Raw genomic sequence first — 12,511 nt, forward strand, 5'->3', positions numbered from 1 at the left:
GCGTGATAAGTACCATTTTCACTGGGTAAATTGCAACCCTCGGCGAGATGTGGCTACTTTATGGCCTGCGGACAGGATAAAGCTCTGAAACAGCCCCACACAAACTAAGCCATTGTTATACTTGGCAATATTTGTTACTGATAAAGCATATCTATGCATTATCGTGCTGTGACCTGAAATAGCCCTGCGGTTCGGTTGTCTACTTTTTACTCAACCCAGCGGCCCGCGTCGGCGTTGTGACCGACGGAAATAAAGGCAAATTTCGCGTCTCGGGCGGCCGTTTTCGCGCTTTTCATTACCTGTTGTTATGACGTGATCTGTGGCGCAAAAAGCAAACAAAACTCCCCGGCTCGCTTCAATTAACCTTTGATTGACATATCATTAACATCTTCAAGGAGAATAGCCATGAGCCAACAACACCGACATCCTGTTCCCGCCAATATTGCGGAAAACACCCTGATTAATGCCCAGCAGTATGAGTCCATGTACCAGCAGTCCGTGCAGGACCCCGATGCTTTTTGGGGCCAGGAAGGTAAAATTCTCGACTGGATCAAACCCTATACCGCGGTGAAGAACACCTCGTTCGCGCCGGGCAATATCGATATTCGTTGGTTTGAAGACGGCACGCTGAACCTGGCGGCCAACTGTCTCGATCGCCATCTGCACAGCCGCGGTGACCATCCGGCGATTATCTGGGAAGGCGATGATGCCAGTGAAAGCAAAACCCTGACCTTCCGCGAGTTACACCGGGAAGTCTGTCGCTTTGCCAACGTGCTGCTGGAACTCGGCGTGAAGCGCGGCGATGTGGTGGCTATTTATATGCCAATGGTGCCTGAAGCGGCCGTTGCCATGCTCGCCTGCGCCCGCATTGGCGCAGTGCATTCGGTCATTTTTGGCGGCTTCTCACCGGAAGCCGTTGCCGGCCGAATTATCGACTCCAACGCCCGGCTGGTGGTCACCGCCGATGAAGGCGTGCGCGCCGGCCGTTCAATCCCGCTAAAGAAAAATGTCGACGATGCGCTGGCCAATCCTGGGGTGACATCGATCGCCAACGTGGTGGTGTTCCGCCGCACCGGCAAAGAGGTGGCCTGGGAAAATGGTCGCGATCTCTGGTGGCACGAGCTGGTCAACAAAGCCAGCGCCCACCATCAGCCCGAAGAGATGAACGCGGAAGACCCGCTGTTTATCCTCTATACCTCCGGCTCCACCGCCAAACCGAAAGGCGTGCTGCACACCACCGGTGGCTATCTGGTGTATGCGGCGACCACCTTCAAATATGTCTTTGATTATCATCCGGATGACGTCTACTGGTGTACCGCTGACGTTGGCTGGATCACCGGGCACAGCTATCTGCTGTATGGCCCGTTAGCCTGTGGTGCCACCACGCTGATGTTTGAAGGGGTGCCAAACTGGCCGAAACCCAGCCGGATGGCCGAAGTGGTCGATAAGCATAAGGTCACCCTGCTGTACACCGCGCCGACCGCCATTCGCGCCCTGATGGCCGAAGGCGACAAGGCGATTGCAGGTACCGATCGCAGCAGCCTGCGCATTATGGGTTCGGTCGGCGAGCCGATTAACCCGGAAGCCTGGGAATGGTATTACAACAAGATTGGCGACGGCCGTTGCCCGATCGTCGATACCTGGTGGCAGACCGAAACCGGCGGCTTTATGATCACCCCGCTGCCGGGTGCCACCGAGCTGAAAGCCGGTTCCGCCACCAAGCCGTTCTTCGGCGTGCAGCCGGCACTGGTGGACAACGAAGGCAATCCGCAGGAAGGCGCGGGCGAAGGCAATCTGGTGATTGTTGACTCCTGGCCGGGCCAGGCGCGCACGCTGTACGGCGATCACGATCGCTTTGAGCAGACCTACTTCTCCACCTTTAAGAACATGTACTTCAGCGGAGACGGTGCCCGTCGCGATGAAGATGGCTACTACTGGATCACCGGCCGCGTGGATGACGTGCTGAACGTCTCAGGCCACCGTCTGGGTACGGCAGAGATTGAGTCGGCGCTGGTGTCGCATCCGAAAATTGCCGAAGCGGCGGTGGTCGGTATTCAGCACAGCATTAAAGGCCAGGCGATTTATGCTTATATCACCCTGAACAGTGGCGAAGAACCTTCAGCGGAATTGTATGCCGAAGTGCGTAACTGGGTGCGTAAAGAGATTGGCCCAATTGCCACCCCGGACGTCTTGCACTGGACGGATTCATTGCCAAAAACCCGCTCGGGTAAAATTATGCGCCGTATTCTGCGCAAAATTGCTTCCGGCGATACCAGCAATCTTGGCGATACCTCAACCCTCGCCGATCCTGGCGTGGTAGAAAAGCTTCTCGAAGAGAAACAGTCTATTAAGATGCCTTAAGTCCGGTTAATAGATTTCATTTATTGATGGGCAGCGTAATAAAAAGTCGTTAATAACGCTGCCCATTATTCCTTTCACTGACCATTACCCTTTTTAAAAAAATAAACCCTGTACTTATACCTCTGGAGACTCTGTGATGAATGAACTTATTTATCAACGGATAGAAAAGAGTGCACGCTTTAAAGAACTGGTGAGAAAACGCCAGGCCTTTGCCACTCTGCTCTCCGTCATCATGCTCATCCTGTACGTCGGTTTTATTCTGTTAATTGCCTTTGCGCCTGGCTGGCTGGGCGCGCCTCTGCATGCCGGTACCAACGTGACCCGTGGTATTCCGATTGGTATTGGCCTGATCGTGATCTCTTTTCTGCTGACCGGCGTCTACGTCTGGCGCGCCAACGGTGAATTCGACCGCTTAACCCGTGAACTGCTGAAAGAGGTGAAAGGATGAAGCGCCCTCGTTTATTGCTCTGTCTGGCGGCGCTGCTGCCGTTCTCTGCCCTGGCGGCGGACGCGATCACCGGTGCGGTGCAAAAGCAGCCCACCAATTATGAAGCGATCGTGATGTTCCTGATTTTTGTCGCCTTTACGCTGGGAATTACCTACTGGGCGTCGAAACGTACCCGCTCGCGCAGCGATTATTATACCGCCGGCGGCAATATTACCGGCTTCCAGAACGGTCTGGCGATGGCCGGTGACTTTATGTCTGCCGCGTCATTTTTGGGTATTTCCGCGCTGGTTTATACCTCCGGGTATGACGGGCTGATCTATTCGCTGGGATTCCTGGTCGGCTGGCCGATCATCCTGTTCCTGATTGCCGAGCGTCTGCGTAACCTGGGGCGCTATACCTTCGCTGACGTGGCGTCCTATCGTCTGAAACAGATGCCGATCCGCACGCTGTCCGCCTGTGGTTCACTGGTGGTGGTGGCGCTGTATCTGATTGCGCAAATGGTGGGCGCAGGCAAGCTGATCCAGCTGCTGTTCGGCCTGGATTATCATGTCGCGGTGGTGCTGGTCGGGATTTTGATGGTGATGTATGTGTTGTTCGGCGGCATGCTGGCCACCACCTGGGTGCAGATCATCAAAGCCGTGCTGCTGCTGTTCGGCGCGTCATTTATGGCGTTTATGGTGATGAAGACCGTCGGCTTCAGCTTCAATAACCTGTTTACCCAGGCGATGGCGGTGCACCCGAAAGGCGTTGAAATTATGCGTCCTGGCGGGCTGGTTCACGACCCCATCTCCGCACTGTCGTTGGGGCTGGGACTGATGTTTGGTACCGCTGGCCTGCCGCATATTTTGATGCGTTTCTTCACCGTCAGCGATGCCCGTGAAGCGCGCAAAAGCGTGTTCTATGCCACCGGCTTTATGGGCTATTTCTACTTCCTGACCTTTATTATCGGCTTTGGTGCGATCCTGCTGGTCGGCGCGAATCCGGCGTTTAAGGACGCCAGCGGCGTCCTGATCGGCGGCAATAATATGGCGGCGGTACATCTGGCTGATGCGGTCGGCGGCAGTCTGTTCCTCGGCTTTATCTCTGCCGTGGCCTTCGCCACCATTCTGGCGGTGGTCGCCGGTCTGACCCTGGCGGGCGCTTCTGCGGTTTCTCACGATCTGTATGCCAGCGTGTTCCGCAAAGGCCAGGCCACCGAGCTGCAGGAGCTGCGGGTGTCGAAAATAACCGTGGTGCTGCTGGGCTTTGTCGCCATCGCGCTGGGGATTATGTTCGAGAAGCAGAACATCGCCTTTATGGTCGGGCTGGCGTTCTCTATCGCGGCGAGCTGTAACTTCCCGATTATCCTGTTGTCGATGTACTGGTCGAAGCTGACCACGCGTGGCGCGATGATTGGCGGCTGGCTGGGGCTGATTACGGCGGTAATGCTGATGGTGCTGGGCCCGACAATCTGGGTTCAGGTGCTGGGCAATGCCAAAGCGATCTTCCCGTATGAGTATCCGGCGCTGTTCTCGATGTTAGCGGCCTTTATCGGCACCTGGCTGTTCTCGATCACCGACAGTTCGGCATCGGGCGCAGAGGAGCGTAAGCGCTTCCAGGCACAGTTTGTGCGTTCACAGACGGGTGTCGGGATTGAAGGCGGGAAATCACACTAAGCGAGGGTTGAGGGGCGGATCGAACGATCCGCCCTTGCGCATCAGAAGTGAACTGACGCACCGACATAAGGACCATCAGCAATGACGTTGTCTTTACGACCGTCTTTGCCGTTCATGGTCATGTACTTATAGCCCACGCGCACGTCAACCAGCGAGATTGGCTGGAAGCTCACGCCGCCAGACGCTTCCTGGTAGTTGTCGATATGGCTGGAGAACGCGTCCGGTGAGTAGTAGTACTCACCAAATACGTTGAACATGTGGGTGACCGGCACCTTCACGCCAGCACCGACGGCAACGGCATAGCCATCTTTGCTGTCAGTTGGGTTGGTCGACATCACTTTCGCGCCAGGCGACAGGAACACATCGCCAATCGCGACGTTATAACCCAGACCCAGGCTCTCAACGTTGCCATCATGATCGCTACGCAGCCAGTCACCTGAAAGCGCAAATCCTGGGGAATCGGTGCCCAGACCCAGGTGCAGGTTGGTGTAATCACGACCGACGTCAACGCCGCCATCAATTGCCTGCGCGGATCCTGCCAGCGCCAGAAGCGCCAGTGCGCCTGCGGTAGTTGCCACTGCTTTCATTTTTTATTCTCCTGATGAATTTACTCACACCCTGTACGGGCGGCCTCGCAGAGTAAACCAACTGCCAGCGTATTCCTATGAGACATCACTGACAGAACGCAGAATTTAGTTAACATTACAAAACAGCAGTAACAGGATGTGTCTGTCAGACCGTTGCCCACAGTAAATGGCCAATTGCCGGGGCGATAATCACCGTCACTACGCCAGACAGCATCATCACCAGGCTTGATACCACGCCCTCTTCCTGGCCGATCTCATAGGCGCGGGCGGTGCCGGCACCGTGCGACGCTGCGCCAAATCCGGCCCCTTTCGCCATGCCCTGTTTCACCGCCAGACGGATAAACAGCACGTCGCCCACCGCCATGCCAAACACCCCGGTGATCACCACAAACAGCGCCACCAGATCCGGCTGTCCGCCGAGCTGTTTCGCGGCGGCCAGCGCAAAAGGCGTGGTGATCGAGCGCACCGCCAGGCTGCGCTGGATGGCTTCCGGCAGCGTTAACATGCGCGCCAGCCACACCGAGCTAAACACGGCAACCGAGGTGGCGGTGATCACCCCGGCGCTCAGCGACATCCAGTGGCGGCGGATGATCGCCAGATTTTCATACACCGGCACCGCAAAGGCCAGCGTCGCCGGCCCGAGCAGCCACAGCAGCCAGTGGCTTTCGCCGATATAGTTCTGCCAGGAGATATGGGTGATCACCAGCAGCGCCACCAGCACCATCGGCGTCATCACCAGCGGCATCATCAGCAGCTTATGCCAGCGGCGATACAGCCGTTTGTTGAGGAAGTAGATCGCCAGCGTGGCGATCAGACAGAGTACGCTGACCAGCAGATCATTCATGGTTGCGGGCCTGTTTGCGTTCCGCCAGCCAGATTTCGAAGCGATAAACGCGATCGACCACCAGCGCGGTCGTTGCCAGCACCAGCAGCGTACTGATGCCGATCACCAGCATGATGCGCCAGCCTTCGACGCGCAGCAGTTGCGAGTAGTTGACCACCGCCACCACCGCCGGCACAAAGAACAGCAGCATTTCTGCCAGTAGCCAGCGGGATCCGGCTTTAACCCAGTCCAGCGGCAGCACGCGCAGCATAATCAGCGCCAGCAACAACAGCATGCCGACGATATTGGCCGGCAGCGGCAGGTGGAGCCAGTCCACCAGTTGCTCAGCCACTAAAAAGAATCCGATATACAGCGCCACCTGTAATGGCACCTGAACACGTTGCAGCCAGCCCGTTCTTTGCGGATGTAATGCTAACGCCATAATGACCTCTCCCCGAGATTGCGAGTGGGTAGTATAAATCGGTAACAAAGAGTGAAAAAAATGACTTAATATTATTCAAACTATGCCATTCAGGAATGTTTATGGACGTCCGAGCCCTGCGTTATTTTGTCGAAGTGGTCCGCCAGCAAAGCTTTACCCGCGCGGCGGAGCAGCTGTTTGTCACCCAGCCGACCATCAGCAAGATGCTGCGTCAGCTGGAAGATGAGTTGGGCTGCACGTTGCTGATCCGCGAAGGCCGCAAGCTGCATCTGACCGATACCGGGCAGGCGGTTTATCAGCGCGGGCTGACCATCCTGCAGGAGTTTAAGCAGCTGGAAGCGGAAATCACCGATATCAATGATTTAAAAACCGGCGAGCTGAGGCTGGGGATCCCGCCGATGGTCGGGATGCAGATTGCCGGTTCGATTTCGGCCTTCCGTCACCGTTATCCCGGCGTTGAGCTGAAAATTTCCGAATTTGGCGGCCTCACCGTGCAGCAGGCGGTGTTATCCGGCACGCTGGATATCGCGTTGACCGCATTGCCGGTGGCCGATGATTTGCCGCTCAATTCGCTGCCGTTGATGAGTCATCCATTATGCGTATTGGTGCCGCGCACCAGCGAATGGTTGCGGCGCACGCATATTCCGATTGCGGAGTTAGCCGGGCATCCGATTCTGATTTATAACGAGGAGTTTTCGTTAAACCGGCAGTTAATGAAGGCGTTTCAAAACAGCGGTTTTGCGCCACAAATCGCGGTGCGCAGCGGCCAGTGGGATTTCCTGGCGGCGATGGTGCAGGCGGGCATGGGCGTGGCGATCCTGCCGGAGCCGATTTGTCAGCGTCTGGATAAGAAGCATCTGCTGTGGCTACCGTTAGAGTCGGATTTGGTGTGGAAGCTGGGGTTAATCTGGCGGGAAGGCAGCTATCTGTCGAAAAGCGCGCAGGCGTGGATTGCCTGTTGTCGTGAGTTCTGGCCGGGGGAGGCCCCGACGCTGTCGGTTGGGGGAATGAAAGAGTAAAAGGCAAAACCAGCTTCGGGGGTAAGGCGTCAGCATAGAGCACGTTTTCCGGGACGCCGTAAATCCATCCCTGGAGGCTTGGCTGCGGCATCCCTGCCGCAGACACCCGGCTAACGTGCTCTATGCCGCCGCCCACTAACACTGACGTTTTGGATTAGGCCGGTGGACACACAGGTCAAAAAAAATGGGTTTGACGTGTGTGTCCACAATCGACCATTCAACGCTGAAGCTTGAGGGGAAGGGAGAGAGGGGGGAAAAGCAAAGCATCGGCGACAGGGATGTCGCCGCTGAGCCCCCAAGGATGGGTTTACGGCGTCTTTGCGTTCACCCCTCTCTCCCTGAGCAAGTCACCCGGACATCCAGGCGACCTGCGCACTAACAGCGAAAGCCCGCTCTAACCCCAGCCCCCGGACATCCAGACAACTCACGCTACCAGGCGAAAGTCATCCAGACTATCTGCGCTATCTATCCCTGTTACTCTTCTTTATCGATCAGCAGCGTTTCCAGCAGGTCGAGATCGTGCAGCAACTTCTGCATGGTTTCGTTACTGATTTTCTGCGTGGCGCGCAGGTGATACAGCTCGCCTCGCTCGGCGCGCAGAGCCGTCAGACGGAAGCGGCGCTCCAGATTCTCGGCGTATAGCGCACGCTCCAAATCCTCTTTGCCGTCAACGCGGCGGCGCAGGTTGCCGGTCACGCGCGAACTGACCTCTTTCACCAGCTCGGGATCGATGTTCTCTTCGGTATCGGCGGCCAGACGCTCTTCCATCTTATGCAGGCTTTCAATCGCTGTGCCGGCCATTACTGCCCGCGCCATCTGCACTTCATGACGATGGGCGGTTTTATCCATCCCTTCGATGCCGCGCAGCAGCAGCGGCAGCAGAATCACGCCCACCAGCAGCGAGAACAGGATCACGCCCGTCGCCAGAAACACCAGCTCGTAACGTGCCGGGAAGGCGTCGCCATTGGTCAGGAACAGCGGAATCGACAGCACACCGGCCAGGGTGATCGCTCCGCGCACACCGGCAAACGAGGCAATCAGCAGCTCACGCGTCGAGTAACTGGTGAACTCCATCGGCTTCTTCTTCAGCAGGCGCTTGCTGATCTGCTGCATCGCCCACAACCAGCTAAAACGCACAATCATCAGCGCGGCGTAAATCAGCACCACCGACAGCGCCAGCATCCAGAAATCGACGTTAGGATCGGCTTCAGCCAGATTCATCGAGTTGGTGAGGATGTCCGGCAGCTGCAGGCCCAACATCAGGAACACCATGCCGTTAAACACGAATTCCAGCATCTGCCAGACGCTGTTAGCACGCAGACGCATCGCCAGCGGGGCCTGGCGGATAATGCCGGAACGGGAAATGGTCATCCCCGCCGCCACCGCCGCCAGGATCCCGGACACGCCGATATGTTCGGCGATCAGGTAAGAGGCAAACGGCAGCAGCAACAGCAGCACGGTTTGCGTCGCCGGGTCATCACCGCTCCAGCGGCTGAGCAGACGCAGCGATTTACCGTACAGCCAGCAGATGGCGATACCGGCTAACAGCCCGCCAATCGCTACCTTGAGGAACTCGATGGTGGCCCCTGAGACGGTAAACACCATGGTGCCCATCGCGACCGCGACGGCAAACTTCAGCGACACCAGGCCAGAGGCATCGTTCATCAACGCCTCGCCCTGCAAAATCGCCATGATTTTCTTCGGGATGCGCCCTTCCCCGACAATGCCGGACAACGCCACGGCATCGGTCGGTGACAGCACCGCCGCCAGCGCAAAGGCCGCCAGCAAAGGAATGCCCGGCACCAGCCAGTAAATCAGATAGCCAATCCCGACCACGGTGATCAACACCAGCACCAGCGCCAGCCCGATAATTTCGCGGCCGTGGTTCAGAAACTCACTGGTCGGGGTTTTCCAGCCGTCGGCAAACAGCAGCGGCGGGATAAACAGCACCAGGAACAGCTCGGGATCGAAGTCGACGTGCAAACCAAACGTCGGCCAGGCGAGCAAGGCACCCATGGCGATCTGCACCAGCGGCAGTGGGATTTGAAACGGAATGATGCGGGCAGCGACGCCTGAGAGCGACACCATCAGCGTCAAAATGAGGATGGTAAAGAAGATTTCCATGTTGTCCTTATCTGTCTTCCTGCGAAATACACAAATGCCAGTCGGAACGATCGACCTGAGAGAATAGTAAAACAAAAATGCGGTGGGTTTAAAAACAGGAAGTGCGCTATCGGGGGATTAATGCAGTTAAAGGCTAAAATCAGGGGCCGACGGGCGGCCCCTGACGGTTTAGATCGCCCAGCCGCCGGCATAGAATGCCACCAGCGCCACCGCGATAATCACCGTGCCGGCGTTCAGCTTGCGCCATTCGCCCGCAAAAATACGGCCAATCACCAGTGAACCGAAACCCAGCATGATGCCGGTCACGATATTACAGGTCAGCACGATAAATACCGCTGCCAGCAGACCGGACATCGCATCAACAAAATCGTCAAAATCGATTTTTGATACGTTGCTCAACATCAGCAGGCCGACATACATCAGCGCCGGTGCCGTGGCATAACCCGGCACCAGATACGCCAGCGGCGACAGGAACAGGATCGCCAGGAACAGCAGGCCGACGACGATTGCCGTCAGGCCGGTTTTGCCACCCGCCGCCGTACCGGCCGCCGATTCGATATACACCGCCGCAGGCGATGCGCCCACCAGACCGGCGAAGATGCTGCTGACCGAGTCGGTGGTCAGGGCCTTGCCGCCGTTGATGATCTGATTGTCTTTATCCAGCAGGTTGGCCTGCCCGGCAACGGCACGGATGGTGCCGGTGGCGTCGAACACCGCCGTCATCACCAGCGCCAGCACGCTTGGCAGTACCGCAGGCTTCAGCGCACCGAGGATGTCCAGACTGAACACCAGCGAATGACCATTGGCATCATTCAGGCTTGGCATGGCAAACAGCCCCTGGTACTTCACCGCCGGATCAAAAATCAACCCGAGAATGGAAATGGCGATAATGGTCAGCAGAATGCCGCCCGGCACGCGCAGCTTTTCCAGACCGAAAATTGCCGCCAGGCCAACTATCGACATCATCACCGGGAACGAAGCGAAATCACCGAGCGCCACAGGCAAGCCCGGCGCAGGGTTTTTGACCACCAGGCCAACGCCGTCCGCGGCGATCAGCAGCAGGAACAGGCCAATCCCAACGCCCGTGCCGTGCGCCACGCCCATCGGCAGATTACGCAGGATCCACGAGCGGATACCGGTGGCGGAGATGATGGTGAACAGAATCCCCATCAGGAACACCGCACCCAGCGCCACCGGCACGCTGATATGCTGTCCCAATACCAGGCTGAAGGCGGTAAAGGCGGTCAGTGAGATCGCGCAACCAATTGCCATCGGCAGATTGGCCCACAGGCCCATGATTAGCGAACCGAAGCCTGCCACCAGACAGGTGGAGACGAAGACCGCCGTCGGCGGAAAACCGGCTTTGCCGAGCATAGACGGCACCACGATCACCGAATACACCATGGCAAGGAAGGTGGTGAGGCCTGCCAGAATTTCCTGACGGACCGAACTGCCGCGCGCAGAAATGTTAAACCAGCTGTCCAGCGAACCGCCGGGCTGATGAGAAGGAGTCGACATAGTGAAAAATCCCCTGAGATTTCTTATGAGTTATTGATGCGTGACGCATGAAGCTGACTGATTCAACGTTTCACCATCCCAGGACGCACTGTTCACAGACCGCGAAAACCCGTTAGCCGGGCAACGGTCGGAAAAAAGGCAAACGTTTACTACGTCACGCATTAAGCCGCACTATTTTAAAGGCAAACGATTATCCAGCCTTTATCAGTGCATTATCAACTCCTGATCGCACCTATATTTGCAGCAACCTGAAACGCAGGGGCATTTCAGGTAGAAATCCATTCAGTCGAGCTTCACTTCACCACCCTGTTGCAGGGCACGCTGCCAGGCGGCACGGTTTTGCACTTTCGCCAGCCAGGCCTGGATGGCCGGGGAGTTGGCGGCGCCGCCTCGCGCGGTCAGCGCCTGGATCGGGAAGCTCATCTGCACGTCGGCAATGCTGAACTGCTTGCCGGCAAACCACGCGTGGCTCGCCAGATGCTGTTCGATAAATTCGCGATGGGTCGCCAGCTGTTTATCCAGATAGCCTTTCTGCACGCCCTTACCAAAGGCATTGCCAATGGGACGCAGTAGCCACGGCACCGGCGGTTTGCCCATCCGGCTGAAGATCAGCTTCATCACCAATAGCGGCATTAACGACCCTTCGGCATAATGCAGCCAGTAACGACACTGCAGGCGCTCATCCTCATCATTTAGTTTCAACCGATTTTCTGCGTCATAACGCTCGGCGAGGTATTCAAGGATCGCGCCGGATTCGGCAATCACGCGATTTTCGTCGGTGATGACCGGGGATTTACCCAGCGGATGCACTTTTTTCAGCGCGTCCGGGGCCAGCATGGTGCTCTCACGCTGATAGCGTTTGATCTGGTAAGGCACTTCCAGCTCTTCCAGCATCCAGAGCACACGCTGCGATCGGGAGTTATTCAGATGGTGAACGGTGATCATGCTCTAACCTTGTGTTATACGAAGAGTTATCAGTATAGACCCTCCGCCACAGCCTGATGCCGCTCACTCCCGCTAAGACTCCAGCAGGATTGCGCCGGTGCCGCGCTCGCTCAGCCTGTCGTCCGGGTTGCGCAGCGGGCAATCCTGCATCGATAAACAGCCGCAGCCAATGCAACCGTCCAAATCGTCACGCAGCCGGGTCAAGGTTTCGATGCGCCGATCCAACTCCTCGCGCCATTTCTCGGTCAGCACCTTCCACTCTTTCGGCGACATGCGGTTTCCCGCCGGCAGCTGCATCAGATGGTCACCAATGGTGGCCAACGGAATACCGATGCGCTGCGCAATTTTCACGATCGCCACCCGGCGCAGGACGTCGCGGTGATAGCGCCGCTGGTTACCGGCATTGCGGAAGCTGGTGATTAACCCTTTGCTTTCATAGAAGTGCAGCGCAGAGACCGCCACGCCGCAGCGTTGCGCCACGTCGCCTGGGGTCAGTTCTCGCTTGTTGGGGCAGTTGCGACTTTTTTTCATTTAGCTCTTTACCTCAAGTTAACTTGAGGAATTATACTCAGCAGCCATTGAGAAGACG

General features: G+C 57.1%; 11 protein-coding genes. 4 read left to right on the forward strand and 7 right to left on the reverse strand.

Going from position 1 to position 12,511, the window contains the following annotated elements:
• The first annotated feature begins 405 nt into the window (after nucleotides 1-405).
• The 3 genes from acs to AC1UKS_RS20380 all read left to right on the forward strand — a co-directional run bounded on the left by acs (nucleotide 406) and on the right by AC1UKS_RS20380 (nucleotide 4,464).
• A complete protein-coding gene (gene acs / locus AC1UKS_RS20370; protein ID WP_482435044.1) occupies nucleotides 406-2,361 on the forward strand; it encodes an acetate--CoA ligase in 1,956 nt (651 codons plus the stop codon).
• Nucleotides 2,362-2,497: 136 nt separating this feature from the next.
• On the forward strand, nucleotides 2,498-2,809 hold the full coding sequence (locus tag AC1UKS_RS20375) for a DUF485 domain-containing protein (RefSeq protein ID WP_013200401.1): 312 nt from the start codon (nucleotides 2,498-2,500) through the stop codon (nucleotides 2,807-2,809).
• Entirely contained in the window at nucleotides 2,806-4,464 is a 1,659-nt protein-coding gene (locus AC1UKS_RS20380; RefSeq protein ID WP_013200400.1) for a cation acetate symporter, read from the forward strand. The genes AC1UKS_RS20375 and AC1UKS_RS20380 overlap by 4 nt, the downstream gene beginning before the upstream one ends.
• Nucleotides 4,465-4,505: 41 nt before the next feature.
• On the opposite strand, the gene AC1UKS_RS20385 is transcribed toward AC1UKS_RS20380, so the two are convergent.
• The 3 genes from AC1UKS_RS20385 to AC1UKS_RS20395 form a co-directional block, all read right to left on the reverse strand.
• Complete coding sequence (locus AC1UKS_RS20385) at nucleotides 4,506-5,051, reverse strand: YfaZ family outer membrane protein (protein ID WP_013200399.1); 546 nt, start codon at nucleotides 5,049-5,051, stop codon at nucleotides 4,506-4,508.
• A 145-nt stretch (nucleotides 5,052-5,196) separates the two neighbouring features.
• Nucleotides 5,197-5,895, reverse strand: coding sequence for an LrgB family protein (locus tag AC1UKS_RS20390; protein ID WP_265911573.1), 699 nt, complete (start codon nucleotides 5,893-5,895; stop codon nucleotides 5,197-5,199).
• Nucleotides 5,888-6,316: a CidA/LrgA family protein gene (locus AC1UKS_RS20395; protein ID WP_134823251.1), complete on the reverse strand. Its 429-nt coding sequence runs from the start codon at nucleotides 6,314-6,316 to the stop codon at nucleotides 5,888-5,890. Before AC1UKS_RS20395 ends, AC1UKS_RS20390 begins: the two co-directional genes overlap by 8 nt.
• 101 nt (nucleotides 6,317-6,417) lie before the next feature.
• Here AC1UKS_RS20395 and AC1UKS_RS20400 point away from each other — a divergent pair, with 101 nt between their 5' ends.
• The gene (locus AC1UKS_RS20400; protein WP_265911576.1) at nucleotides 6,418-7,335 is read left to right on the forward strand and encodes a LysR family transcriptional regulator; all 918 of its coding nucleotides are present in this window, start codon (nucleotides 6,418-6,420) and stop codon (nucleotides 7,333-7,335) included.
• Nucleotides 7,336-7,809: 474 nt separating this feature from the next.
• On the opposite strand, the gene AC1UKS_RS20405 is transcribed toward AC1UKS_RS20400, so the two are convergent.
• The 4 genes from AC1UKS_RS20405 to soxR form a co-directional block, all read right to left on the reverse strand.
• Nucleotides 7,810-9,459 carry a Na+/H+ antiporter gene (locus AC1UKS_RS20405; RefSeq protein ID WP_482435045.1) on the reverse strand — a complete coding sequence of 550 codons (1,650 nt, stop codon included), beginning with the start codon at nucleotides 9,457-9,459 and terminating at the stop codon, nucleotides 7,810-7,812.
• 168 nt (nucleotides 9,460-9,627) lie between these two features.
• Nucleotides 9,628-10,977, reverse strand: a complete 1,350-nt coding sequence (locus AC1UKS_RS20410) for an NCS2 family permease (protein ID WP_265911577.1) — start codon at nucleotides 10,975-10,977, stop codon at nucleotides 9,628-9,630.
• 282 nt (nucleotides 10,978-11,259) lie between these two features.
• Nucleotides 11,260-11,922 carry a glutathione S-transferase family protein gene (locus tag AC1UKS_RS20415; protein WP_482435046.1) on the reverse strand — a complete coding sequence of 221 codons (663 nt, stop codon included), beginning with the start codon at nucleotides 11,920-11,922 and terminating at the stop codon, nucleotides 11,260-11,262.
• Between the two features lie 72 nt (nucleotides 11,923-11,994).
• On the reverse strand, nucleotides 11,995-12,453 hold the full coding sequence (gene soxR / locus AC1UKS_RS20420; protein WP_013200392.1) for a redox-sensitive transcriptional activator SoxR: 459 nt from the start codon (nucleotides 12,451-12,453) through the stop codon (nucleotides 11,995-11,997).
• Nucleotides 12,454-12,511: the final 58 nt, after the last annotated feature.

The organism is Erwinia sp. AK-PDG3-5, assembly GCF_056821705.1.

Bases quoted from the DNA above. Each gene is read 5' to 3' on its own strand.
- AC1UKS_RS20395 (WP_134823251.1), bottom strand. From the start codon at position 6,316: ATGGCGTTAGCATTACATCCGCAAAGAACGGGCTGGCTGCAACGTGTT.
- AC1UKS_RS20405 (WP_482435045.1), bottom strand. From the start codon at position 9,459: ATGGAAATCTTCTTTACCATCCTCATTTTGACGCTGATGGTGTCGCTC.
- soxR (WP_013200392.1), bottom strand. From the start codon at position 12,453: ATGAAAAAAAGTCGCAACTGCCCCAACAAGCGAGAACTGACCCCAGGC.
- AC1UKS_RS20385 (WP_013200399.1), bottom strand. From the start codon at position 5,051: ATGAAAGCAGTGGCAACTACCGCAGGCGCACTGGCGCTTCTGGCGCTG.
- AC1UKS_RS20400 (WP_265911576.1), top strand. From the start codon at position 6,418: ATGGACGTCCGAGCCCTGCGTTATTTTGTCGAAGTGGTCCGCCAGCAA.
- AC1UKS_RS20380 (WP_013200400.1), top strand. From the start codon at position 2,806: ATGAAGCGCCCTCGTTTATTGCTCTGTCTGGCGGCGCTGCTGCCGTTC.
- AC1UKS_RS20390 (WP_265911573.1), bottom strand. From the start codon at position 5,895: ATGAATGATCTGCTGGTCAGCGTACTCTGTCTGATCGCCACGCTGGCG.
- AC1UKS_RS20410 (WP_265911577.1), bottom strand. From the start codon at position 10,977: ATGTCGACTCCTTCTCATCAGCCCGGCGGTTCGCTGGACAGCTGGTTT.
- AC1UKS_RS20375 (WP_013200401.1), top strand. From the start codon at position 2,498: ATGAATGAACTTATTTATCAACGGATAGAAAAGAGTGCACGCTTTAAA.
- AC1UKS_RS20415 (WP_482435046.1), bottom strand. From the start codon at position 11,922: ATGATCACCGTTCACCATCTGAATAACTCCCGATCGCAGCGTGTGCTC.
- acs (WP_482435044.1), top strand. From the start codon at position 406: ATGAGCCAACAACACCGACATCCTGTTCCCGCCAATATTGCGGAAAAC.